Source organism: Pseudoalteromonas sp. Isolate3 (assembly GCF_022398505.1).
Classification (GTDB): domain Bacteria; phylum Pseudomonadota; class Gammaproteobacteria; order Enterobacterales; family Alteromonadaceae; genus Pseudoalteromonas; species Pseudoalteromonas apostichopi.
Map to the genome: position 1 here is coordinate 149,016 of NZ_JAKEVN010000001.1, position 25,272 is coordinate 174,287.

A 25,272-nucleotide genomic window follows, 5' to 3' on the forward strand; every position below is an offset into this window, starting at 1 on the left:
AGGAATAAGTCGGTTTTCCGCCTTGTCTTAGGCTAAACTACTTAGGTGAACTCTGCTTGGTGTAGTTCGCTTTGAAAGCACTCCTACACTTGCAGAACGTTTAAGAACTCATAGCTTTGTAGGTTGGGTAGAGCGCAGCGAAACCCAACAAAATTGATAGCTCAATAATCTTGATTAATCTTTAGCTGATAGCTGATAGCTGATAGCTGATAGTAGCGATAGAGGGAATTTTATGAAACTTGAAGATATTCGCCGTGAATATTTACAGGATGGTTTATCTGAAGACATGCTTGATGCGTCTCCAATTAAGCAGTTTGAAAAATGGCTAGAACAAGCTGTTGCAACTAACTTACCTGATCCTACGGCGATGGTGGTTGCTACGGTTGATGAACATGGCCAGCCTTCACAGCGTATCGTGCTGTTAAAGCATCTTGATGAAAATGGCTTTGTGTTTTTTACTAATACTGGCTCGCGCAAGGCGCAAGAACTTAAAGGTAATAACAAAATTTCCTTGCACTTTCCTTGGCATCATATGGAGCGACAAGTCATTGTGTATGGTGAGGCAAAACCATTACCAACAACCGCTGTGGCTAAGTACTTTTTATCGCGTCCAAAAGAAAGCCAATTAGCAGCTTGGGCATCTCAGCAAAGCCGTCCAGTGTCATCACGTAAGGTATTAATGGAAACATTTGCGAAAATGAAGCAAAAGTTTTCTGATGGTGAAATTCCATTGCCTGATTTTTGGGGGGGCTATTGCGTTGAGCCTACTAAAATTGAGTTTTGGCAAGGTGGTGCACACCGCTTACATGACCGGTTTATGTATCAACGCCATGCCGATGGCAGTTGGCTGTTTGGTCGTTTAAATCCGTAAATGCACTTCATCGATTCTCACTGCCATCTTGATTTTAGTGAGTTTGATGAGACTCGTTCAGAGCTCATCAAAGAGTGCAAGCAAGTAGGGATCGAACATTTTATTGTGCCGGGTGTGAGCTTGGCACAATCTACAGCACTTTTTTCTTTTGCTAAATCAGAGCCTAGTATCTCAGTTGCTTTAGGTCTACACCCTTATTTTTTATCTGATCACCAAGCTCATCACCTTGCTGAGTTAGAGCAGTTAGCAAAAGCCCATTTAGGAAAATTTATTGCCATCGGCGAGTGCGGGCTTGATCGTAGTATCGACAACCTCGATAAACAAACATGGCTTTTTGAAGGGCAGATAGAGCTTGCCAACCAACTCGCTTTACCACTGATTGTGCATCACAGACAAAGCCATGATTTGATTACTCGCTCATTTAAACGCTGTAAACCAAAGTATGGTGGTGTTATCCATGCCTTTTCAGGCTCTGAACAACAAGCTCAAAGTTATATAAAACAAAATTTTAAGCTCGGAGTGGGGGGCGTTATCAGTTACCCGCGTGCTGCTAAAACTCGTAAAGTTATAAGCTCAATTGAGCCACAGCATTTAGTGTTAGAAACCGACTCGCCGTCAATGCCGCTGGCAGGCTTTCAGGGGCAGGTTAATACGCCACTTAAAGTGCGCAACGTATTCGCTCATTTATGTGAGCTCAAAGGCGTGACAGGTGATGCACAGCAGCAACTTGCTGCTGAACTTTACGATTCTTGCTCTGCGCTTTTTTTGATGTAACGGTTGATTTGCCAGAGTTTTAACCCGCGACCTAGCTGCCAAGTAAAAATACAGGTGATAACTAACATTAATAACACTTGGCGACCTAAATCATGAAAACTACTGTGGCTGGTCGCAATGGAAGCCTGTGTTAAATAGGTAATTGATACAAAACCAATAGGTCTTTCATCATCACTTATCACCGGCTCAACAAATGGCGTTTTGAGTTTACTGATACCAGGTGTTGAGTCTGGTAATAAACCAAATGTGTGATGACTTTGCCAATTATCGCTGGCAGCAAGTTGAATTCCTTGTTGATCGTAAATAGTTGCAGCTAACACATACTCATCTTCAGCAATATGATTACATAGTTCATTTAACTCTGGTTTGTTTTTCTCTTGCAGTGGGGTCTTTGCATTTAGTGCCATAAACTTGGTTAAGCTTATTGCTGTGCTATCAGCACTATCGTAAAGTAATTGGTGACTTTGGAAGCTACTATTCATGGCAACCCAACTTAACAGCACAAAGCAGGCTGTAGCCAAACTCAAGCGCACAAAGCGCTGGCGATAAGTGGCTGAAAAGGGAATTTTAAGTTGGTTATTTTTCATAGTCACCGTATACGTTACTGACAGCTTTTAATTTTGATGGTACAACATGATAACTTTAACAGCCCCTTGTGTGCGAGTGCCAAATGCACGACCAAGGACAGACATAAGTCTAATGTGGAGCCACTATGTCACAGCTTAGCTTAGCTGCTACACCTTCAGCAAATTTAGCAGAACAAATCAGTCTAAATTGTTGGTATAAAATTGAAAACAAACACCTTATTACAACAGACTTTACGCCAAAAGCAAACCAAGGCGTGTTTAGTGTTGCCTTTGGTAATGAGCTTAATGCAGAGAAACTGGTTACTATTAGTGATTTTTTAGCGTCACATGGGTTAAGTAATTTATCGCTTTGTTGTTATCAACCAATTACAAATATACCTGTGGCATGGAGCTTTCATAGCGATGCTACAATTTTACTGAGCCCACTCGTATTAGTTGAGTTTGCCAAACAGTTAGGTATTCAACTGGTGCAACTAACTAATCCACCGACAGTGAATGAGCCAGGCTTATTACTAATGGATATGGACTCAACAGCCATTACTATTGAGTGTATCGACGAAATTGCGCGCCTTGCCGATGTGTATGACGAAGTTGCCGCTGTAACCGCGCAAGCTATGGCCGGGCAGCTCGACTTTGCACAAAGCTTAAAGCAGCGTGTCGCGAAGCTTGAGGGCATCGATGTAGATTTAATTGACGGCTTAAAAGCGCGTTTACCGCTTATGCCGGGCGTGAGTGAATTATGCCAATACCTAAAAGCGCATAACTGGCATTTAGCAATCGCATCAGGTGGCTTTGTGCCTTTTGCAGAGCAAGTGCAGTCACTGCTTGGTTTAGATGAGGTGCATGCCAATACTCTTGAATTCAAAGATAATCGCTTAACGGGTAAAGTCATTGGCACTATTGTTGATGCTGAAGAAAAGGCTCGTGTACTTAAACAAATCGAGAAACAGCTTGTTTTAAATAATCGTCAAACAGTTGCCATGGGTGATGGTGCTAACGATTTGAAAATGATGGCTGCGGCAGGGCTTGGCGTTGCTGTGCATGGTAAACCTAAAGTAGTTGAGCAAGCACAAACTGCAATTAATGAAGGCTCATTACTGCAAGTTGCTTACTTACTCTCTCTACCGTTAGATTACTCGCTTTAACCAAGTCGCTTTGCGTTTACTCATTTCCGTGATCAGCTTTTGGTCAATATCAAAATGGGTAAGCGCTTCTTCGGTTATATCAATTAAATCACCTACACCGGCTACTGCCCACAGCGCTTCTTCTAAATCTTTTGCTTTGTGCAATGCGTACTGACTAATATATTTAAGCTCATTCGCTAAGTAATCAATATCAGGTCGACCAGTACGTGAAACATATAAACGAAACACAAACACTAAATCGTTTTTCAGCGCTTTTTTCACAAATAAAGTTTGTGGTTTGTAGTCATCTTCACTGATACAGCGACTAGTAATTGCATCGCTAATTTCGGCTTGGCGCGGATCAAAGCGTAAAAATAAAGTAAATGGTAATGGCGGATCTTGGCGACTACGATCTTTTATTAACGGGGTGATCACCTCTGTAATTTGATCCGTCGATAAGAAACCATCGATGCTGGTCGTCTCATTTAATAACGCAAAGTTTTGCAGTAACACATGTAGTGGGCTTGGATATAAACCTTGACCAATTGCGCCAGCTTTAAAGTGAGCTGCTTCTTTATGTAAATAAAACGGAAATTGGCATACACTTTTGGTCACCATGTTTCTGAGTGCGGTCGATAACCCCGGAATCTTAGGCGTTTCTTCGCAGACACGTAATTTGTCTTTGTTGTTATCGATTAAAACAGTGAAAAACTTAATTGCCATATGTGGTAGGTCACCAATCCGATGGACTTTTAAGTTTACTGTTGTCAGTGATTTACTCACAGCCATCACTTCATAGGCAAGATTCGTCAAATCATGCTTTTTGGTAATTTTTTGCAAATCAGGCAAGTTTAACTTAATGATATCGCCTTTTTTGAACTCAACTGGTTGGTCGCATTCAATTTGCAATCCCATCACTGATAAGTCTCGGGTATGCCCTGTAATAGTTTGCTCATGGTGTTCAATGCTGACAGCTGTTTTGTATAAGTAGCGTTTATGAGCTCTAAGGTTTACATATTCGAGCGCCACAGGCTCTAAATGAGGGGGCGTTTTGTGCTTACTGTGACCGAAAAGCTTGAGCTGGTTTACTGCATCTTTACTGTAATCAAGTTGTTGATATGTTCGTTGTTCAAACTTTGTACCAACCGAAGTTAAAATTAGTAGATATTTAACATCTTTGATCAACCCCTGCACTCGTGGTGTAGGTGGTTTATTTAGTTTTTCGATATTTTTGCCAGCACTGCTTGGCAGTGACAATGGAATGTAAGAGTCTTCCGGATGGCTTGGCATCAACTGTAGCTTAAAGCACTGCCAGCTGTCTTTTTGGCTGCCAAACCCGAGGAATAAATCTCTTAGGTGTGGTTGGCTTTCAAGCTCAGTTTTTGTAGCGGAATAATAATAAATTTTGCCCGCAGCCGTATGCGTGAAAGTATAAAGGTATTCTTCTTTTACTGCATCAGGTGAGCTAAGTAAGTGACCCAAACGCTGCTGATTAATAATACTGTATAAACATGACAACTTACGTTCATCACAAAAATAGCGCTGAATAAAAATATTATTCTCAGTGGTTAATGCAAGGCTAGGGTAAAGTTTGTCGCCTTGTAAGCTTAAAAAAGCATAAAACGAGGTAACGCGTGGAATATAGTATTGCTCGTAGCCTTTTGAGACAACAGCATCTAGCGTATTGTCTAAATTAACTTTATAGCGGCGTTTGTTGCCGTGGATAAAGCTTTCTAAAAACTCATCAAATTTTTCATTATTCTCAATAAAGGTGCGTTTTAAGCGTACATGATTGTATTCACGAGAGACCTTTTCTACCGCAACCACTTCGTATTGAATACCGTTTTTTAGGCCCAGTTCGAAGTCTTGCTCTAGGCCAACCAGGCGTAAACCAATTAATTGACCTTTTTTAACTGAGTAACGAGGCCCCAGCTTAATTTTGGCACCGCTTAAAGAAATATCTGAGGTTGATGCAGCAACTTTGCGGTCTTTATCAAGCTCAACGGTGATTTTAATTGAATAGTTCATCCGCTCTTCGCGGCGACTCTCGTAAGATGCAAATTTAATGACCTTGGCTGGCTGCTCTGCAGCTGTGCTATCGTCGGTTAAAGCTTGTTCTGCAGCCTTTTTTTGCATTACTCGGTGATTATTTTCAGTGTTCATCACCGCTTCGTAAACGGCAAGCGTGTAACCACCGTGGCGTTTTATGGCATCTTCAAACACTTCAATGGCGGTATCGTCCATAAAGTGTTGCTTGCCGTCATATTCGTAAGGTTTCACTTGGCCGGTTACTTGACCACGTAAATCAATAAAGCGAGCTACAGGCTGAGATAAGCGCGACATTTCCATTTTGATCAAAAACTGCTCTGGCTTTGTTAAGCTAGCTGTCTTTGATTTAAACAGTTTATCGAACTGGGGAGTGCCTAAATGTGCCTTTAGTTCATCAACTAGGCTTTCATATTTAAGCAGAATGTCTTCAGCCATTTATAAAACCATCACCGTCTATCTAAAAAAGTAGGTATACTAGCGGGCTATTTAAAGCCAAAACAGTGTGACTACTTCTTTATTTTATTAGTTATTGTTATATGTATTCGCCAATTAAATGGCAAGCACTGTAAAGTTTTATTTGTAAGCAAAAACTGTGCCCTTAACTATTTCTTAATTAAGTGCTTAGCTAAATTAAGTACTTTTTAGGGGCAGGTTACAGCATGTTATCATTTGTGACTATAAATTGGCTCTAATTAAATCGCCTGAGTCGTATGTTTTACTTTAGCTATTATATGCTTGAAAATACAGAAATAGTCACAAATCAGCTACCAAAATAGGTAAGGCCGAATGGCAAAATCAGCAAAAATCGAATTTGTCTGCACTGAGTGCGGCATGAACTATCAGCGCTGGCAAGGACAGTGTAAGTGTGGAGCGTGGAATACGCTCGCAGAGTTTAAACCCTCAGCAGGGCAATCAAAACAAGCAGCAAGCCGCGCCGCTGTGGCAGGTTATGCCGGTGTCGTAAGCGGTGGTTCAAAGAAAATAAATGAAGTAGCCACAGCTGAGGCTGAAAAACGTCTCACTGAAATTGGTGAGCTAGATAGAGTATTAAGTGGTGGCGTAACCACAGGTTCAGTCAATATTATTTCTGGTGACCCAGGTGCAGGTAAAACCACCTTGTTGTCAGACTTGGTTGCACGTATGTCAAAGCTCATGCCGTCTTTGTACTGTACAGCCGAAGAGTCTTTATCGCAGTTTAAAAACCGTGTGAATCGCCTACGTTTAGATTACAACGAAGAAGAGTTGTATTTGCTTTCTGAAACCAGCGTCGAAGCTATTATTGAAGAGCTTGATAAAAATAAAATTAAGTTTGCGGTGATAGACTCAATTCAGGCTGTAGTAACAGAAACGGCAAATGGTAGTCCTGGTTCACCTTCACAGGTAAAAAGTGCAGCCCAAGCATTAACGCAATACTGTAAGCAAAATGATGTAACTATGTTCATCATTGCCCATGTAAACAAAAATAATGAAATTGCCGGGCCGCAAACGTTAGTACATATCGTCGATGCTTTATTACATATCGATACTAACGATGGGCAAATCAGAACGCTACGAGCTAATAAAAACCGTTTTGGTGATATCGACACTGTGGGTATTTTCAGAATGTGTGAGCGCGGAATGCTGAGTGTTGATAACCCGAGTGAAATCTTTTTATCTGGTTCTAGTACCGAGTCTCCGGGATCTGCTATTACTTGTATTCGTAAAGGTAACCGTAATTTACTTCTCGAAATCCAGTGCTTAACTACAGAAACAGAAGCTGAGTTTCCGCAGCGGGTGTGTGTTGGTTTAAACATGAACCGTATCAAGATGCTTACGGGAATTTTACGCAAACATACAAAAACAAAAATCTTTCATGACACCTTTTTTAACATTGTTGGTGGTTTAAAAATCGATGAATCAGAAACCTGTATCGATTTAGCATTAGTAACAGCGTTATTAAGCAGTTTGAACGAGTTTATTGTGCCTCGCACAACTTGTATTATGGGCGAGCTAAGTCTTAATGGCGATGTTAGACCAATAGACAGCGGAGTACCCAGAGTTAAAGAAGCTGCCCAACACGGCTTTACTGAAATTTTTATTCCGCATCGCAATTACCATAAATCAATGGAAGGACTTGGAGCTAAGATCACGCCAGTGAAAACAGTGCATGAATTACTGTCGTTAATAAACTAAATACAATTTGATACACTGATAAAAAATTTACACCAATTAAAGGAAATATAATGAAGAAGTTAATTATTGCAGCGGTTGTTGCTGCGGCTGTCGGTGGCGTAGCTTACGCAAATTACGCAGCTACACAGGAAGTGAAAAAGGTGGTTGATAAGCAAATCAGTGCATTATCAACACAAAGCGGTGTAGATATTAAATACAGCGATATCTCAGCCAGTATTTTTGATAGTAGTATGCAGTTAACAGAAATCACTGTTTCGAACAGCCTGAGTAATGAGCAAGTTGCGACAATTGATAGTATTGATGTGTCGGGTTACGAAGTTGATGCTGTACCGCCGCACACAGGTTTTGTGATGAAAAACTTTCGTTTTAGCGATGAGTTTTTGGCACAGCTTCCTGAAAATTCAAATAACAAGCTAGCATCAACAAGTTATAACGTTGACTCATCTCTTGATTACAATAAAGATTCAGGCGATAGTGATTTTGCACTTAAAGTCACTGCGAATGAGGTGGCTGATGTTAATTTTAATCTAGGCTTGGCTAAAACCACAGCACTGATGGAAGCATCTTTGGCTGTTAGCCAGATGCAAAATGAAGCAGCTGACGGTCAATTAACATTAGAGCAGCAGTTACAACAGCAATCGAAAATGATGGCAGCATTAACTCAGTTAGAACCGCGTAGCATAAATATGTCGATTGCTGACGAAGGTGAGCTTAAAGCGGTATTTGAAAGCTTTTTAACTGCACAAGGAATGACTCATGAGCAATTTAAGCAAGTCGTTACCATGCAGTTACAACAAGTGCCTGTGAGTGAAGAACTTGCAACAGCGATTAGCAATTTTGTGAGTGGTTTATCGTCTTTTTCTGTGTCTGCTAAATTACCTGAAGGTAAAACCATGATGGAGATTAATCAGCAAATTCAAATGCTGATGGGTCAACCAGAAGAGCTTGCTAAATTTATTAACTTACAAGCAAGCGGCGAATAATCTCACACCACTTGTAAACTTAGCCTTAAAGTGATGAGTGATTAAGCTTGCTCACTTTAAGGTTGTTTTTTATCTGCATCACACCTTGGCTGTGCTCTAAAAACTTTTGTGCCAAAGCTCGCTGAAACCCTGTTTCTGTAATGCCTTTTAGTTCAACAGTATCACCATCAACAATTACTTGTAGGTTTTCAATTTGAAAATTTGGATTGCTCGTTAATTTTTGCAATGCCATTTGCTGTAGACGTGGTTGTGCCGATGTGCTGGTTGTTAGTACGCTGGTATTGGCGCTTACAGTAGTTGCGCAAGCAAGTAAAAACAAACAACTTAATAAAGTAAGTGCTATGGTTAATTTGAAGCGGCTCATACAATTCCCTCGTTAATCTAGTCTGCTGTGAACTATTGCTGAACCTGTTACAATTATTATTCCAAAATTTAACTCATTGATTTTTATGTTTTTATTTTTGTGTTGAGTATGTGAGGGTAAGAAAGTGTGAACTAATTACACACTTAATAAGTAAAAAAGGTAGGGCATAAAAATGCCGAGACAAACTCGGCATTTTTATAACAGTGTCAGTAAAACTATTTTTTCTTCTTAGTTTTAGACTTGGCTTTTTTCTTTGCCTTCATTTTTTCTGGATCTTTCTTCTTTTTGGATGGGAGCTTAGCTTCTTTATGCTGTGGCTCGAGCCCTTTGATAACTCGGCGTTTGAGTTTTTGTTCGATATAACGTTCAACTTTACCAACAATTGCTACGTCATGGGCTTCAACAAATGAAATCGCGATGCCTTTTTTGCCAGCGCGAGCGGTACGACCAATACGGTGAACATATACATCTGCGGTGCGTGGCATATCAAAGTTGATAACGTGACTGATATCAGCAACATCAATACCACGTGCGGCAACATCCGTTGCAACTAATATATTATTTCGCCCAGAGTGGAAGTTCTCCATTGTCTTCATTCGTTTGTCTTGCGGCATTTCACCGCGTAACCAAGCAACACGAATACCTTCGTTGTTTAATTCACCAATCAGTGTTTCTAGGCGCTCACGAGTTTTAACAAACACAATAGCTTTCTGAATGTCATCACCATTTAACGTTTCAACTAGCATTTTCAGCTTGTGGTTGTAGTCATCTGCAAGGTGAACCCACTGGTGAATTTTGCCTTTCTCTTTTCGTGATGATTCAGCTTCAAGTAGTGCAGGATCATTTAAGATACGCTCTGCAAATAACTCAACGCTGTCACCTTCAAGGGTGGCTGAAAATAAGAAACATTGGCGGCGGTTTCGCGCCTCATCACAAATGCGAAGCATTTCTTTACGAAAGCCCATGTCTAACATGCGGTCTGCTTCATCAAGGATCAGCACTTCAACGTTTTCGGCATGAAAGTTCTCTGTCTCGAGATACTCCATTAAGCGTCCCGGCGTCGCAATTAGAATGTCGTTATTGCTTTCGAAAATTTCTTTGTGGGTCCCGTAGTTTATACCTCCAGTCACAACGCCAATTTTAAGATGAGTTTGTGCTGCAAGTAATTCACATTGCTCATGAATTTGATACGCAAGCTCACGGGTTGGTGTCATGATCAAGACACGTGCAAAACCAGGTTCACGACGCGGGAAATCGAGCAAGTATTGAATTGCAGGGATCAAAAACGCGGCTGTTTTACCCGTACCAGTAGGGGCAGATGCCAAAATATCACGACCTTGAAGTGCTTCAGGGATCGCTTGTTGTTGAATACTGGTTGGCGTATCAAAACCCATTTTATTAATGGCATTTAACAGCTTGTTATCAATATCAAATTCAGAAAATTGCATAGAGTGACATAAATAGAGGACAATTAAGCCTAATTATACGCGTTAACGCGGCTGTGGTGAATGAAAAGGTGAAAAAATGTCAGGCTTTGTGTTTAAACAATTTACAGTAACGCAAACACGCACTGCGATGAAAGTCTCAACCGACGGTATTTTATTAGGTGCGTGGGCTAATCTGAAAAGGGCTGAACGCATCTTAGATATAGGCACTGGCACAGGACTACTGGCTTTGATGGCAAAGCAAAGATCACCTGAAGCAAATATCAGTGCCATCGAAATTGATTCTGGTGCTTGCAGTGATGCTCGAGAAAATTTCGCCAATAGCCCTTGGCCTGATATTAGTCTTTTTCAAGGTGCGGTGCAGTCGTTCAGTGCAGTAAAGCCTTTTGATGCAATCATTAGCAACCCGCCGTATTTTAATGCGAGCTTAAAAGGTGATAACGATGCTCGCAATACTGCTCGCCACACAGATGGTCTTAGCTTTAGTGATTTAATTGCGGCTTGTACTCGGCTTAGCCACGGCAAAACTGTATTGAATGTAATTTTGCCTTGCGTCGAAGCGCAACAATTTATTACTGTGGCAGAGCAAGCAGACTGGTACTTAACACGTCATTGCTTGGTACGCACTACCGAGAAAAAACAACCAAGTCGTAGCCTTTTGTTATTCAGCCAAAGCAAGTGTGAATGTGAAACAACGTCGTTAACGATACACGCAGCTGATGGTAGCTACAGCCAAGATTACAAAGAGCTATGTAAAGCTTATTACCTAAAAATGTAATTATACCTGTGGTTTTTGCATGGAAGGTGGCTGTAATTGCATAACCTCATCAAGTTGAATTTGCTGAACATACTCAAGCTTTAATAAGGCATCTAACACCGACTTACTGTGTGATTTTTCTATTTCAGCGCTGCAAAAATCAATAATATTAAAGCGGCGTTTGATCAACAGGCCTTTAATTTCAGGTAAAGGTTTTGTGGTTTCGATAAGAACGCGGGTAGTTGGGCAGGGATCGGCATAGCCTGAGCGCATTAACTTATTTAAATTGAATAAGTTATCGTCAAGCCGACCCAGTTCAAGAGCGGCTTTAGCGCTTTCAGGGATAAACAATGGCTCAGCAAAGCGATTTATTATTATATCTCCTGCTGCGTTAATTTTGGTAACCTGATTACTGTCATAACTGACAATATCACCGGTAAGTAATGTAAATTGACTCATTGTGTTCCCTCGCAATGTGTTGTCTATTTCTGAAAATAGCAAAATGGTGTGTTTTACTAAGTCCTGATATAGTGCCAAAGTCTTAAGTTTTATACGAGTTTTTTATGATCCGTTTATCAATTGTTTTATTTGCCTTATTATTTTCTAAGCTGTGCTTTGCTGCTTTGACACCCGTGGGTCTTTGGAAAACCATTGACGAAGAAACCAATGAAGCGAAATCTTTAGTGCGTATTAGTGAGCAAGATGGCGTGCTGATTGGCAGTGTAGAAAAAATACTTAACCCAGCCAAGCAAGATGCAATATGCGAAAAGTGTAAAGGTGATAAGAAAAATCAGCCTATTCTTGGGTTACAAATTATTGAAGGTGCTAAAGATGCTGGGGATGGTAGCTGGCAAGATGGTGAAATTCTGGACCCTAACAATGGTAAAACTTATACCCTAAAATTGACTCCAAAAGAACAGGGTAAGGTACTTGAAGTGCGCGGCTATATTGCTTTTTTCTACCGTAATCAATATTGGCAACGTGTTGAATAAAATTAAAAAGCCAAGCAATGCTTGGCTTTTTATAAATAACAGGATGTTACAAGCTTTTGCTGTATTCAGTCATTACTTGCTCAACCCAGGTTGCAATACGGTCATCGCTCAGCTCGTATTGGCTGTCTTCATCAAGGGCTAAGCCTACAAACTGTTTACCATCTTCTGTGAGCGCTTTTGAGGCTTCGAATTCATAACTTGTATCGTTAGGCCATTTACCGAGCAAGGTAATACTCTGATCACAAATCTCATCGTGTAACATGCCAAGTGCATCTTGGAACCATTGACCATAACCTTGTTGATCACCCATTCCAAACAGAGCCACGGTTTTGCCGTTTAAGTTAACATCTTTAATGTCGTCCCAGATTGATTCCCAATCTTCTTGCAGCTCACCAAAGTCCCAAGTTGAGATGCCGAAGATAACGAAATCAAATTGCTCTGCATTTTTTAATGGCTCATCTTTGATATTGTGAAGGCTCACTATGTCGTGGCCAATAATATCGCGAATTTTCTCTGCCGCTATTTCTGTGTAGCAGGTTGTAGAACCATAAAATAAACCAATCTGCATCGTATTTATCACTGTGTATTTGCCTGATATGATAGGCCTAAGTTTACCGTAAGGTATAATCAATTGATACCTTGATAAGGATGAGAGTACGCGTGGCTGATAATAATTCACAAGCACAAAAAGGTGTAATGACAGCAAATAACGCCGAACATTTAGAGTTATTTTTAGATACTCTGTATCTTGAGCAAGGCGTCAGCGAAAATACATTGGCGGCCTATCGCAGTGACCTTGAAAAGTTTTGCCAATTTATAAAAGATAAAGACCTTCTTGCCGTTAGCTTAGATGATATCGAAGCTTATTTAGCTTACCGCGTCGATCTAGGGCTGAAGTCGCGTAGTACCGCACGTAGCATTAGTGCACTGAAACGTTTCTATCAGTATTTTGTGCGCGAAAAAGTGATTGCAGATTCACCCATGGTAAACATTGCTCAACCAAAAGCTGGGCAATCATTACCGAAAACCCTATCTGAAGTCGAAGTAGAAGCATTGCTTGCAGCCCCAGACATAGAAGACCCAATGGGACTTCGCGATAAAGCCATGCTTGAGCTTTTATATGCTACAGGGCTTCGTGTTACTGAGCTGGTGGGGCTCAGAATGGAGCAAATTAATTTGCGCCAAGCTGTGGTTTTTGTAAAAGGTAAGGGTAATAAGGAGCGCTTAGTTCCCTTGGGTGAAGAAGCAATGTATTGGCTTGAGCAATTCTTAAAAGTGGGCCGTTCGCAAATGATAAAGCATGCCACTGACTTTGTGTTCCCATCTAAGCGTGGGATTGGTATGACGCGACAAACTTTTTGGCATCGCATCAAACACTATGCTATTTTGGCATCAGTTGAATCGCCGTTATCACCGCATACGCTCAGACACGCGTTTGCAACGCATTTGCTTAATCATGGGGCGGACCTTAGAGTCGTGCAAATGATGTTAGGTCACAGTGACTTATCAACAACACAAATTTATACCCATGTAGCGAATGAAAGATTGAAGTCGGTACACGAGCAACATCATCCACGAGCTTAGTGCAAGATTTTTAAAGATGTACCGGTCTATATAAAAAATGATCAGGATATAGGATATTTATGAAAAAGTTAGTTTTAGCCACAGCACTACTAGGCACAAGCTTAAATGTGTTTGCCAATGGCGTATCAACAACAGACGCTGCTGATGCTCCAATTATTGCTAAGTTTGCCGAATTAGGCGTAACCGTTAAGCAAATCAATCCAAGCCCAGTGGCAGGCCTTAAAGAACTAATTACTGACAAAGGCGTGCTGTATGCAAGCCCTGACGGTCAATTTCTTATGCAAGGAACACTGATTGACCTTAATAACCGAGTTAACCTAACAGAGCATGCACTGAGCGATGTACGTAAAGAAGGTATAGCTGAATACGAAGATTCGATGATCGTATACAAAGCGAAAAACGAAAAGCATTCAATCACGGTGTTTACTGACATTAGCTGTGGTTATTGCCGTAAGTTACACCGTGAACTTGATGATTTCTTAGAAGCGGGTATCACAGTTAAATACCTTGCTTTCCCACGTGGTGGTTTACGTGGTAAAGGGTATCAAGATTTAATGAATGTATGGTGTGCTAAAGATCCAGCTGAAGCGTTAACAGAAGCAAAAGCGGGTGCAGAAGTAGCAGCGGTGCCTGGTTGTAACGCACCAATTGCAGAGCATTACCAACTTGGTCAAAGTTTTGGTATGTCGGGGACACCAGCAATTATTTTAGAAGATGGCACGATGATCCCAGGTTATCAATCAGCTGCGCAAATCAGCCAAGCACTTGATGCTTTACCAAAAACATCTTCATAACCGTTTTTTAAACGAAAAGGCCTATTTGTTGTAGGCCTTTTTACTTGCCTTTGCTTAAGAAGTACCGTTTCCGACATGGAAAAAATAATTCAAGCTCGTCCACGTGTTGATGATTCACACTTACCGCACCATTTACACCCTGTTATCAAGCAGATTTACGCGACTCGACAGGTGCAAAATGCTACTGAACTCGATAATAGCGCTGCGACATTACATGACTTTAAGCTGTTTAAAGACATCGACAAAGCTGTTGCGTTATTGCAAGAAGCAATTGCCGCACAAAGCCGCGTTTTAATTGTAGGAGACTTTGATGCTGACGGTGCAACCAGCACTGCAACTTTGATGCAAGGTCTTGCTATGTTTGGCTTAAAGAATCTTGATTATTTAGTACCAGACAGATTCAGCCTAGGTTATGGTCTAAGCCCTGCACTTGCAGAGCAAATCGTTTCCATGCAGCCTGAGCTTGTGATCACCGTTGATAACGGTATTTCATGTATTGATGGTATTGCTATAGTAAAGAAAGCTGGTATTAAAGTGCTGGTGACTGATCATCACTTGCAAGGTGAATCCCTGCCAGATGCTGATGCCATTGTGAATCCGAATCGTCATGACTGTCAGTTTCCATCGAAGTCGATAGCAGGCGTTGGGGTCGCTTTTTATTTGCTTATTGCTTTACGAAGCCACTTACGTGAGCAAGGGTATTTTCAGCATCAGCCAATGCCAAATTTGGCTGAGTTACTTGATATTGTAGCCCTTGGTACCGTTGCCGATGTGGTCGCTCTTGATGCCAATAACCGTACCTTAGTTCATCAAGGTTTAGCACGCATTCGCAGTGGTAAAACACGGCCCGGAATTAGTGCACTTATTGAAGTGGCAAATCGCAATGCAGGGCGTTTAAGTGCCAGTGACTTTGGTTTTTCATTAGCGCCACGCTTAAATGCAGCAGGGCGTTTAGATGATATGAGTTTAGGTATAGCCTGTTTGTTATCTAGCGATATAAATCAAGCACGCCGTATTGCCAGTGAGCTCGACAGCCTTAATCACGAGCGCCGTGAAATAGAGCAGGGCATGCAAACTGAAGCACAAGCCGTGCTTGATCGTTTAGCATTCAAAACCGAGTCCGTGCCTGATGCCATTTGTCTATACCAAGCTGATTGGCATCAAGGTGTGATTGGTATTTTGGCTGGTCGTTTAAAAGAAAAGTATCACCGTCCTACGATTATTTTTGCAGCTGGCGATAACGGCGAAATAAAAGGTTCTTGTCGTTCCATTGAAGGGCTGCATATGCGTGATTTGCTAGAGCGAGTAAATACTCTCTATCCGCATTTGATCAGTAAATTTGGTGGTCATGCTATGGCGGCGGGGCTGAGTATCAATGAACACTGTTTTAATGAGTTTAAAACAGTGTTTGAGCAAATGGTGACAGATACTCTTACTGAAGAGCATAAGCAAAGTATCTTACTTACCGATGGTGAGCTGCCAAATGATTGCTTTTCGATGGAGTTTGCCAATCAACTAAAAAATGCAGGTCCTTGGGGGCAGCAATTTCCTGAGCCAGTGTTCGAACATGTATTCGAAGTAATACAGCAGCGAATTGTTGGCGAAAAACACCTAAAACTGGTTTTAAAACATCAGTCTGGGCGGTTAGTTGATGGGATTGCATTTGGCGTGGATGTGCGTGCATGGCCAGATACCGAAGTGCGTTATGTAAAAGCAGCTTACCAACTCGATATAAATGAATTCCGTGGTAAATTTACCTTACAGTTGATTATTCGAGAGCTACAAAAAGCGACATAAAAATATCGTTATAATCGACATAAAAGGCTAATAAAACGCTCGGTTTTTTGTTAAAATCGGGCGTTTTTAATATTTGTAGATAATTTACCGTAATTATCGTCGATATCGGTGCACGGTAAATCAGCCATTTTGGAGTAATGTACATGTTTGAAGTGAATCCTGTGATTAATCAAATCAAGGAAATTCGCGAACGTACTGAACTGCTTCGGGGGTACCTTTGACTACCCTCTTAAGAAAGAGCGGTTAGAAGAAGTTAACGCAGAACTTGAAGATTCAGCCGTGTGGAATGAGCCAGAACGAGCTCAAGCCCTTGGCCGTGAAAAGTCGGCACTCGAAGCTATCGTAGAGACCATTGATAATCTAGTGGCAGGTACCGAAGATGTTGAAGGTTTAGTAGAGCTTGCAGTTGAAGCTGAAGATGAAGAAACCTTTGCTGAAGCAGAAGCTGAATTGGGCGATTTAAACGCACAACTTGAAAAGCTAGAGTTCCGTCGAATGTTCTCAGGCGATCATGACCAAAACGATGCTTACCTTGATTTGCAATCAGGTTCTGGCGGTACTGAAGCTCAAGACTGGTGTAACATGCTGTTGCGTATGTACTTACGCTGGGGTGAAGCAAAAGGCTTTAAAGTTGAGCTAGTTGAAGCAACTGACGGTGATGTGGCTGGTATTAAGGGGGCAACAGTGCGCTTTGTTGGCGAATATGCATACGGTTGGCTGCGAACAGAAACAGGTGTTCACCGTCTAGTACGTAAGAGCCCATTTGACTCGAGTGGTCGTCGCCATACATCGTTTGCATCAGCATTCGTATATCCAGAAATCGACGATAATATCGAAATTGATATTAATCCGGCTGACTTACGTATTGACGTTTACCGCGCATCAGGTGCCGGTGGTCAGCACGTAAATACGACAGAATCTGCGGTTCGTATTACTCACATACCAACCAATACTGTTGTACAGTGCCAAAATGAGCGTTCACAGCATAAGAATAAAGACCAAGCAATGAAACAGCTAAAAGCGAAGTTGTTTGAACTTGAAATTCAAAAGCAGAATGCAGAGAAGCAAAGTCAAGAAGATGCCAAATCTGACATTGGCTGGGGTAGTCAAATACGTTCATACGTACTTGATGACTCTCGCATTAAAGATTTGCGTACAGGTGTTGAAAACCGTAACACTCAAGCGGTTCTTGACGGCGACTTAGATAAATTTATTGAAGCCAGCCTTAAATCTGGCCTATAACCACCAAGCTAAAAAAGAGCTAAAAAATGACTGATCAAATCCAAGACGAAAATAAGTTAATCGCTGAGCGTCGTGGCAAATTAGACGCAATCCGCGAAAATTGCCCAGCCAACGGTCATCCAAACCAATTCCGTCGTGAACATTACACGGCTGATTTGCAAGCTGAGTTTGGTGATAAATCGAAAGAAGAATTAGTTGCTGAACAACACGTTGTATCAGTTGCTGGTCGTATCCTTGCTAAACGTGGTCCTTTCCTAGCATTACAAGATATGAAAGGCCAAATTCAAGCGTACGCATCAAAAGATGTACAAAAAGAATTAAAAGCTAAATACGGTCAACTAGATATTGGTGACATCATCGGTGTTAAAGGCGCACTAAATAAGTCTGGTAAAGGTGACCTATACGTAGAAATGACTGAGTACGAGTTACTGACTAAGTCATTACGTCCGTTACCTGAAAAGTTCCACGGTTTATCTGACCAAGAAACAAAGTACCGTCAACGTTATGTTGACTTAATTACTAATGAAGCGACACGTGAAACGTTCCGTATTCGTTCAAAAGTTGTTGAAGGTATTCGTCGTTTCTTAGCTGAGCGTGATTTCATGGAAGTTGAAACGCCGATGCTACAAGTGATCCCAGGTGGTGCGTCTGCACGTCCATTCGTAACACACCATAATGCACTTGATATCGATATGTATTTACGAATCGCACCAGAGCTTTACCTAAAACGTTTAGTCGTTGGTGGTTTTGAGCGTGTATTCGAAATTAACCGTAACTTCCGTAACGAAGGTTTATCTACACGTCATAACCCAGAATTCACGATGATCGAATTCTACCAGGCTTACGCTGATTACATTGACCTGATGAACATTACTGAAGACATGTTACGTACTGTTGCTACAGACGTACTTGGTTCACCAATTGTTGTAAACACAACTAAAGATGAAAACGGTGAAGTGGTTGATTCGGTAGAGTACGATTTTGGTCAGCCTTTTGCTCGTCTAACTATGAGCGAAGCTATTCTTAAGTACAACCCTGACTTCGATGCAGCGGTATTTAATGACCCAGAAAATCATTTTGAAGAACTTAAAGCATATGCGAAGCAAGTACACGTTAAGATCCCTGAAAACTGTGTATGGGGCCCTGGTAAGTTCTTATGTGAAATCTTCGAAGAGACTGCTGAGCATAAGTTAATTCAACCTACTTTCATTACCGCTTACCCGTGGGAAGTGTCACCACTTGCACGTCGTAACGATGAAAACCCATTTGTGACTGACCGTTTCGAATTCTTCGTTGGTGGCCGCGAGTTAGCGAATGGTTTCTCTGAGCTTAATGATGCACAAGACCAAGCTGAGCGCTTTACGCGTCAAGTTGAAGAGAAAGATGCGGGTGATGATGAAGCAATGCACTTCGATGAAGACTACATCCGCGCATTAGAGTATGGTTTACCTCCAACAGCGGGTGAGGGTATTGGTATCGACCGTCTGGTGATGTTATTTACAGACTCACCAACGATTAAAGACGTGATCCTATTCCCACACATGCGTCCTCAAGCTGACTAATCAGCTAAAAGTCTTTAAAAACGCCGCTTTTTAGCGGCGTTTTTTTATCAGAAATTTCTGATTTTTATTACTCACAAATTTACTACTAAATTGTAATTAGCTGATCTAAAAAGAAATACCGAATTAGCCTTCAAATAAAGTTACTAGATTGTAAATTTTTTATACAAACCTAAAGTTGGATAGTGTTTTTTTTAGCCAAGATATGACATCATTGCGCCATATTCGTTCAACGCATAAATGGACTTAATTCTAATGACAAAAAAGCCTTCGCAGTTGCCAACAGATACAAATAAAAACGAGCATCAACGTGAAGATTTTTATCGTGCTTGTATAGCTGAATTTCAACAATTAGGTTACCAAGATCAATACCTCGCTGAATTAACCGATGAGCTGATCCCATTGACGGGTCTTGAGCCGTTGAGTGATAAAGAAAAAGTGGCGAAAGGATAAACAAAAATAAGTTGTTTTAGCTCGTTATGGACAATCTATAACCATCTATACGATTTTCCTTGAAAAGTGTTTGACATATTTCCTGAAATCTTTATTATACGCCCCACAAGACGGAGAGGTGGCCGAGTGGCCGAAGGCGCTCCCCTGCTAAGGGAGTATAGGGTTTGTAGCTCTATCGAGGGTTCGAATCCCTCCTTCTCCACCATTTTTTAAATGGTTTTCTTGTAAAGTAAAGAATGGGCGCATAGCTCAGCTGGATAGAGTACCTGGCTACGAACCAGGCGGTCGGAGGTTCGAATCCTCCTGCGCCCACCATCCTTTACTAAAATCAAAATGTGGGCGCATAGCTCAGCTGGATAGAGTACCTGGCTACGAACCAGGCGGTCGGAGGTTCGAATCCTCCTGCGCCCACCACTTTTGAAAAGTCTTAGTGAGACTTAAACTAACTAAAATAGAATGTGGGCGCATAGCTCAGCTGGATAGAGTACCTGGCTACGAACCAGGCGGTCGGAGGTTCGAATCCTCCTGCGCCCACCACTTTCTATACATTCATACTGCAATGTTCGAAAGTGCAAACCGACTAAATGTCGGTTTTTTTGTGTTTTAATAACACCGTCATTGCAAGACGTAAATAAGCAGAACCATTGCGGACGCGTAGCTCAGCTGGATAGAGTACCTGGCTACGAACCAGGCGGTCGGAGGTTCGAATCCTCCCGCGTCCGCCACTTTCTTCTGGAAAGTGACATAAACCGACGAAAGTCGGTTTTTTTGTGCCTGCAATTCGCGTAGGAGCTTGAAAACTCGATATAAACCTGTAGCAGCGATTTTATATCGCGTTTATTATCGTAATATTCGTAGCAGCGACTTCAGTCGTGAACATCACGCTTCCACTCCACAAATTAAACCCCAACTCAAAATACAAAAAATACACCCAGTAGGCGTGAAACTTGTTTCGCGCGCATCGCGCATTAAGATAATGTCGCTCCAGACGATGAACAATACCCCTTCGAGACGATAGACTTTAATCGTTAAATTATTTTTTAAGCCAGCGTCTTATAGGCAATAAAACCGAGTTAATTTGCTTCATGAAGAAATTGTGTTAGATTTAATAAAATATTCCAAAAAAAATAACAAGTGGGAATTTTATTTTATGTATGCGAAAGGTGCATATCAAAAACGGCTGGCTATAAGTTGCGGCTTGATGCTTTTGACTGGTTGTGAAGCGAACACAGAAAAAACCCCATTAACCGACCAACAATACTTTGAGCAGGTAATGTTAGCTCCCGCTATTTTGCCAAAAGATTTAAAAAATACTGGTTGCTTATCACTGGAAGGTGAAAGTCAGCAGCCAGGCTATAAATCAGCAACTGAGGTTAATTATCAACAGGCAGGTTGGCAAAACAGAGTGGCGGCCGATTGGCAGTATTTCTTAGCCTCTGAGCAGCCAGGTAAATTTCTATTAATAGATTATCAAGTACAGGCAGGGCAGCTAGCCTATCGCTATTTAAGTGATGGCAGCCATAATAAATTGTATGAGCCTTGGAGCTCATCAAAAATTCAAGCATTTAGCGGTGCGCTATCTAAAGTAAGACAAACCCACCCAGAGCTTGGTGCAACGCTCTATGCAGGTGATACAGCGCTGGCAGATTTGATCAGCAGTATTAATAGCTATGAAGCATTTGGTAAAGCCGATGGCAACTCAAATGCTATTGCCAGTTATTTTGTGAATGTGGCAGGGCGAGAGTACTTACGTGGACTTTTTAATGATGGCTGGCTCAAACTACAGGATGAGCGTTTGTTATTTAACGGCGCATATGGCTCAGAGCAGTTTATGCCATCAGACGAGTATTGGCATAACCCTGCAAATAATGAGCTTGATGCAAAAGTCGTTCATTATATAACAAGCAGTGATGATCCCGGCTATTTAGGATATCGTTGCGACAGTTGTGGCTTAACGGGCAACAAAGCAATGACTACACTTGCTCAAGCTGAATGGTTAAAGCGCTTGGTTAGTCACCAGCGTGAGCCAAGTACACAAATGCCTTATTTACAAGCAAGTGATGTTGATGTGCTACTTAACGGCACAGGTCATACCTACGAACAGGCTCAAGTAGGCGGCATGATGGTAGGTATCAGTCATATTGTTACAAATGCGTTGGCAGATGTTATTGCTCCAAATGATAGTCGCTCTGCAAAAGAGGTGCTCGATAGCGCAACCAATGGGCAGTGGCGTGTATGGCAAAAAATTGGTTGGGGACCAAGTGAAACGCGCTCCACCACAGAAGCCGTGATGCTGGCACATGTGTGTCTAGGAAATTATCAAGGTGGGCGTGAGTTTACATTTAGTGTACAGCAGTCAACTCAGGGGGCTGACGAAGCCAATTTGCCGACAGTCGGTAAGCAAATGCAGCAAAAATTGCAGCATGCTTTTACAAAATTATTAGATTCACGCTTTCAATAAGAATTAAGGTACAGCTATGCGTCGTTCAATTATCGCTTTATCAATTACTTTAGGTGTTGCCTTTAGTGCACCCATGCATGCCGAAGATTGGCAATCAGATGTTATCGGGGTCACGCAGTCACAGCTTTCTCCTAGCTACTGGTTAGCGCAAGGGGCATCGGCAAAAATGATTATGACGGAGGCTCAAATTGCTGCCTTCAACGAAAAACTTATTAAAGATAATAAATACATTGTTGATCCACTGTCTTTCCAAAAATCGCTCAGTAAAGACGAGCTAACAAGTGCCATTCACTCGGCAAGTGCAATTCCAAAAAGCCCGCGTTTTTTTACCGATGGCCGACAACTCACTGCGAAAGATTTTGCTAAATATCAGGCTAACTTAAATCTTAATAAAGTCGCAGATACTAATAAGGTGCGTTTTGCAGTGGTAGTTAAACGTACTGCATTACGTACATTTCCAACTTGGGATCGGGTTTTAAATAGTGGCCTTGATCAAGACTTAGATCGCTTCCAAGAAAGTGGCATGTTCCCGGGTGAGGCTGTGGCTGTATTACATCAAAGTGCAGATAAAAAATGGTTGTTAGTACGTGCTTACAACTACTTAGCATGGGCACCTGCCGAAGATCTTGCCTTTGCTGATGCGGATAAAATAAAAGCTTATCGTGAACAAGATAACTTCTTGGTTGTGACAGGTGCAAAAGTAAATACTGCTTATGTGCCAAACGATGAAAGCCGCTCAGAAGTGCAACTAGATATGGGGGTACGCTTACCCTTAGTTGATAGTGAGAAAGTACCTTATTTGCTAAACGGCCAAAATAGCTATGCCAGCCATGTTGTACAGTTACCTACTCGTGATGAGCAAGGTCAACTTGTAATTAAACCAGCGATGATCAGCAAAACTGCCGATGTAAATTTAGGTTACTTAGACTACAACGAGCAAAATCTAATTAAACAAGGCTTTAAGTTTTTAGGTGAGCGTTATGGTTGGGGGCATGATTACAATGGCCGCGACTGCACCGGGTTTGTTGGTGAAATTTATAAAAGCTTTGGCCTATTAATGCCGCGTAATTCAGGGCAGCAAGGCAGTAGTGAATACGGGCAAAATAATCGTTTTGATAAGAATACCGCTGCGGATGCCAAGATACCAACGGTTAAAAATATGGCGATTGGCGATCTGATCTATATTCCTGGTCACGTGATGATGTACTTAGGGGAGCATCACGGCGAGCCGTATGTTATTCATGATGTCAAAGGATTAGGTTACAACAAAGGCGATGGCAGCTTTTATAGTAGTGCCTTGAATGGGGTGTCTGTGACACCTTTATTGCCACTAAGATTATCTCAAGAAACCAGTTATTTAGACCGTGTTTATAACATTAAGCGTATTCGCTAGAGGCCGATATGAAAATTAAAGCTGTTCGCTTTGCAAAGCTCAAAGTGCCGTTAGTTACCCCATTTAAAACAGCACTGAGAGAAGTGAGTTTTATCGAAGACTTAGTGGTTTTAATCGACACTGAATGTGGTCAAACTGGCTATGGCTCAGCGGCCTCAACACCGGTTATCACTGGTGATACCCATCAAGGGATGATAGCGGTCATTAAGCAGTTTATTGCGCCTAAGTTGGTGGGGCAAGAAATTGAAAACATCAACCAGCTCACTCAAATTATTCAATCAACCGTGGTTGGCAACAGTAGCGCAAAAGCCGCCCTAGAACTGGCTGTGTACGACTTGTGGGGTAAGCTCTATCAAGCACCTTTATATAAGTTACTTGGCGGCGGTAAGTCAGAACTTAAAACGGATATTACCATTAGCGTCGATAACATAGATAAAATGCTCAGTGACTGTCAGCTAGCCGTTGAGCAGGGCTTTGACGTATTAAAAATAAAAATTGGCAATAACCTTAATCAAGATATTGAACGTGTCAAAGCAATCCACGCGGGCTTTGCTGCTAAGGCGCAATTACGTTTAGATGTAAACCAAGGTTGGAATGCCAAACAAACTGTGTTTGCATTACAACAACTTGAGCAAGCTGGCGTGGTGTTAGAGTTAGTTGAGCAACCAGTAAAAAGCAGTGACTTTCAAGGCCTCAAATATATTACTGAGCGGGTGAATACACCGATTATGGCTGATGAAAGCGCCTTTTCACCTAAGCAAGTAATCCAGCTTTTAGAGTTGGGAGCGGTTGATATTATCAACATCAAGTTAATGAAAACGGGCGGTTTAAGCCGGGCAATTGAGATTGCTAACATCACAGCCCAATATCAAGCTGAATGTATGATTGGTTGTATGCTAGAGGGCAGTATTGCTGTCGCAGGGGCTGCGCATTTAGCTTCTGCCAAAGCACAACAAATCAGTAAAATTGACCTAGATGGTCCAGCTCTTGGTCAGTATGACCCTGTACAAGGTGGGGTTGAGTTTATCGGCCCTCAAATAAGCTTATCGGATAAACCAGGTCTTGGTATTGAATCAATAAAAGGGCTTGAACTAATATCAAACGGAGTATGGCCAGCATGAAAAAACTAGTTAGTCTTATTGCAGCTATGAGTTTAACGGCTTGTGCAAGCAAAGAGTCACCTAAACCTGTTATTGATAACAGTCATCAGCAACTCGTGGTGGTGGTCGCTAATGACAGTGATGCTATTGATGCCACGCTGTATCGCTTTGAAAAAGACGCCGGTAAATGGCAACAACAAGGCGAACAACATGCGGTAGTACTTGGTCGTACCGGTCTTGCTTGGGGAGTGGGGCTGCACCCTGCACAACCAGGTCAGCAAAAACAAGAAGGGGATGGTAAAGCGCCTGCTGGTATTTTTGAGCTAGGTACTGCATTTGGCTATTTAGATTCATTACAAACGAACCTAAGTTATCAAGCAATGACTGCAAACGATTACTGCATTGATGTGAAAGGCTCGCCTTTTTACAATCAACTGGTCGACAAAGCACAAGTAGGCGAAGACGCAGTAAAAGACTCTTCAGAATGGATGCGCCGTGATATATACAGCCAAGATAATTTGTATAAAAAAGGCATTGTTGTTAAGCATAATCCAAGCAATATCAATGGCGCGGGTAGTTGTATCTTTATGCATTTATGGCGTGCGCCTAGCAAGCCTACAGCTGGTTGTACAGCAATGACAGAACGCAATATGGACGCTTTGCTTGCTTGGTTAGATGAACGTAAAAAGCCTTTATTAGTCAGCTTGACCAAGGCGCAATATCAACAAAAGCAAAGTCAGTGGCAATTACCTAACTTAGCTGAATAAAAAT

At 41.7% G+C, this 25,272-nt stretch carries 23 protein-coding genes and 5 tRNA genes; 22 read left to right on the plus strand and 6 right to left on the minus strand.

What is annotated here, in order from left to right; genetic code table 11:
- Positions 1–232: 232 nt before the first annotated feature.
- Together pdxH and L1D46_RS00665 are read left to right on the plus strand one after the other, a co-directional pair.
- Complete coding sequence (gene pdxH, locus L1D46_RS00660) at positions 233–871, plus strand: pyridoxamine 5'-phosphate oxidase (protein ID WP_130050777.1); 639 nt, start codon at positions 233–235, stop codon at positions 869–871.
- Positions 872–1,645, plus strand: coding sequence for a TatD family hydrolase (locus tag L1D46_RS00665; RefSeq protein ID WP_167658773.1), 774 nt, complete (start codon positions 872–874; stop codon positions 1,643–1,645).
- Here the strand turns inward: L1D46_RS00665 and L1D46_RS00670 are convergent.
- Positions 1,612–2,232 (minus strand): AhpA/YtjB family protein, encoded by a 621-nt coding sequence (locus L1D46_RS00670; protein ID WP_239976542.1) that lies wholly within the window; start codon positions 2,230–2,232, stop codon positions 1,612–1,614. The two genes, L1D46_RS00665 and L1D46_RS00670, sit on opposite strands and share 34 nt — an antisense overlap.
- A gap of 125 nt (positions 2,233–2,357) precedes the next feature.
- Between L1D46_RS00670 and serB the strand changes: the two genes are divergently transcribed.
- On the plus strand, positions 2,358–3,377 hold the full coding sequence (gene serB, locus L1D46_RS00675) for a phosphoserine phosphatase SerB (RefSeq protein ID WP_239976543.1): 1,020 nt from the start codon (positions 2,358–2,360) through the stop codon (positions 3,375–3,377).
- Here the strand turns inward: serB and L1D46_RS00680 are convergent.
- Positions 3,360–5,840, minus strand: coding sequence for a PilZ domain-containing protein (locus L1D46_RS00680; RefSeq protein ID WP_178927333.1), 2,481 nt, complete (start codon positions 5,838–5,840; stop codon positions 3,360–3,362). The two genes, serB and L1D46_RS00680, sit on opposite strands and share 18 nt — an antisense overlap.
- Positions 5,841–6,191: 351 nt before the next feature.
- Between L1D46_RS00680 and radA the strand changes: the two genes are divergently transcribed.
- Both radA and L1D46_RS00690 read left to right on the plus strand, forming a co-directional pair.
- The gene (radA, locus tag L1D46_RS00685) at positions 6,192–7,577 is read left to right on the plus strand and encodes a DNA repair protein RadA (RefSeq protein ID WP_239976544.1); all 1,386 of its coding nucleotides are present in this window, start codon (positions 6,192–6,194) and stop codon (positions 7,575–7,577) included.
- A 50-nt stretch (positions 7,578–7,627) separates the two neighbouring features.
- Entirely contained in the window at positions 7,628–8,560 is a 933-nt protein-coding gene (locus tag L1D46_RS00690) for a hypothetical protein (RefSeq protein WP_130050783.1), read from the plus strand.
- A 25-nt stretch (positions 8,561–8,585) separates the two neighbouring features.
- Here L1D46_RS00690 and L1D46_RS00695 read toward each other — a convergent pair whose 3' ends face one another.
- Together L1D46_RS00695 and srmB are read right to left on the minus strand one after the other, a co-directional pair.
- Positions 8,586–8,924 carry a BON domain-containing protein gene (locus tag L1D46_RS00695; protein ID WP_130050784.1) on the minus strand — a complete coding sequence of 113 codons (339 nt, stop codon included), beginning with the start codon at positions 8,922–8,924 and terminating at the stop codon, positions 8,586–8,588.
- Positions 8,925–9,139: 215 nt separating this feature from the next.
- Positions 9,140–10,372: an ATP-dependent RNA helicase SrmB gene (gene srmB / locus L1D46_RS00700; RefSeq protein WP_130050785.1), complete on the minus strand. Its 1,233-nt coding sequence runs from the start codon at positions 10,370–10,372 to the stop codon at positions 9,140–9,142.
- 76 nt (positions 10,373–10,448) lie between these two features.
- On the opposite strand from srmB, the gene L1D46_RS00705 reads away from it, so the two are divergent.
- Positions 10,449–11,147, plus strand: a complete 699-nt coding sequence (locus L1D46_RS00705; RefSeq protein WP_239976546.1) for a methyltransferase — start codon at positions 10,449–10,451, stop codon at positions 11,145–11,147.
- On the opposite strand, the gene L1D46_RS00710 is transcribed toward L1D46_RS00705, so the two are convergent.
- Positions 11,148–11,585 (minus strand): hypothetical protein, encoded by a 438-nt coding sequence (locus L1D46_RS00710; protein WP_178927331.1) that lies wholly within the window; start codon positions 11,583–11,585, stop codon positions 11,148–11,150.
- A gap of 104 nt (positions 11,586–11,689) precedes the next feature.
- Here L1D46_RS00710 and L1D46_RS00715 point away from each other — a divergent pair, with 104 nt between their 5' ends.
- Positions 11,690–12,118 carry a DUF2147 domain-containing protein gene (locus tag L1D46_RS00715; protein ID WP_130050788.1) on the plus strand — a complete coding sequence of 143 codons (429 nt, stop codon included), beginning with the start codon at positions 11,690–11,692 and terminating at the stop codon, positions 12,116–12,118.
- A gap of 46 nt (positions 12,119–12,164) precedes the next feature.
- On the opposite strand, the gene fldB is transcribed toward L1D46_RS00715, so the two are convergent.
- A complete protein-coding gene (gene fldB / locus L1D46_RS00720) occupies positions 12,165–12,686 on the minus strand; it encodes a flavodoxin FldB (protein WP_239976548.1) in 522 nt (173 codons plus the stop codon).
- An 80-nt stretch (positions 12,687–12,766) separates the two neighbouring features.
- Here fldB and xerD point away from each other — a divergent pair, with 80 nt between their 5' ends.
- From xerD to L1D46_RS00795, 15 genes are all read left to right on the plus strand, one after another.
- Positions 12,767–13,702, plus strand: coding sequence for a site-specific tyrosine recombinase XerD (xerD, locus tag L1D46_RS00725; protein WP_239976550.1), 936 nt, complete (start codon positions 12,767–12,769; stop codon positions 13,700–13,702).
- A gap of 59 nt (positions 13,703–13,761) precedes the next feature.
- Positions 13,762–14,496: a bifunctional protein-disulfide isomerase/oxidoreductase DsbC gene (dsbC, locus tag L1D46_RS00730; RefSeq protein ID WP_063703393.1), complete on the plus strand. Its 735-nt coding sequence runs from the start codon at positions 13,762–13,764 to the stop codon at positions 14,494–14,496.
- A gap of 75 nt (positions 14,497–14,571) precedes the next feature.
- Positions 14,572–16,293: a single-stranded-DNA-specific exonuclease RecJ gene (gene recJ, locus L1D46_RS00735; RefSeq protein ID WP_130050792.1), complete on the plus strand. Its 1,722-nt coding sequence runs from the start codon at positions 14,572–14,574 to the stop codon at positions 16,291–16,293.
- A gap of 143 nt (positions 16,294–16,436) precedes the next feature.
- Positions 16,437–17,535, plus strand: a protein-coding gene (prfB, locus tag L1D46_RS00740) for a peptide chain release factor 2 (RefSeq protein ID WP_130050793.1) whose coding sequence is annotated in 2 segments (ribosomal slippage) — positions 16,437–16,511 and positions 16,513–17,535 — 1,098 coding nt in all. Because the reading frame shifts where the segments join, the coding sequence is not laid out codon by codon here.
- A 26-nt stretch (positions 17,536–17,561) separates the two neighbouring features.
- A complete protein-coding gene (gene lysS / locus L1D46_RS00745) occupies positions 17,562–19,097 on the plus strand; it encodes a lysine--tRNA ligase (protein WP_239976552.1) in 1,536 nt (511 codons plus the stop codon).
- 252 nt (positions 19,098–19,349) lie between these two features.
- A complete protein-coding gene (locus L1D46_RS00750; RefSeq protein WP_130050795.1) occupies positions 19,350–19,547 on the plus strand; it encodes a hypothetical protein in 198 nt (65 codons plus the stop codon).
- 112 nt (positions 19,548–19,659) lie between these two features.
- Positions 19,660–19,752: transfer RNA gene (locus L1D46_RS00755), tRNA-Ser, on the plus strand.
- Between the two features lie 33 nt (positions 19,753–19,785).
- Positions 19,786–19,862 (plus strand) — tRNA-Arg (locus L1D46_RS00760).
- Positions 19,863–19,884: 22 nt separating this feature from the next.
- Positions 19,885–19,961, plus strand: a tRNA-Arg gene (locus L1D46_RS00765).
- Positions 19,962–20,007: 46 nt separating this feature from the next.
- Positions 20,008–20,084: transfer RNA gene (locus tag L1D46_RS00770), tRNA-Arg, on the plus strand.
- 111 nt (positions 20,085–20,195) lie between these two features.
- Positions 20,196–20,272: transfer RNA gene (locus L1D46_RS00775), tRNA-Arg, on the plus strand.
- Between the two features lie 473 nt (positions 20,273–20,745).
- On the plus strand, positions 20,746–22,008 hold the full coding sequence (locus L1D46_RS00780; protein ID WP_239976554.1) for a hypothetical protein: 1,263 nt from the start codon (positions 20,746–20,748) through the stop codon (positions 22,006–22,008).
- Positions 22,009–22,024: 16 nt separating this feature from the next.
- Entirely contained in the window at positions 22,025–23,401 is a 1,377-nt protein-coding gene (locus L1D46_RS00785; RefSeq protein ID WP_130050797.1) for an SH3 domain-containing protein, read from the plus strand.
- 8 nt (positions 23,402–23,409) lie between these two features.
- On the plus strand, positions 23,410–24,522 hold the full coding sequence (locus L1D46_RS00790; protein ID WP_239976556.1) for a dipeptide epimerase: 1,113 nt from the start codon (positions 23,410–23,412) through the stop codon (positions 24,520–24,522).
- Positions 24,519–25,268, plus strand: a complete 750-nt coding sequence (locus tag L1D46_RS00795; RefSeq protein WP_130050799.1) for a L,D-transpeptidase family protein — start codon at positions 24,519–24,521, stop codon at positions 25,266–25,268. Before L1D46_RS00790 ends, L1D46_RS00795 begins: the two co-directional genes overlap by 4 nt.
- Positions 25,269–25,272 lie beyond the last annotated feature (4 nt).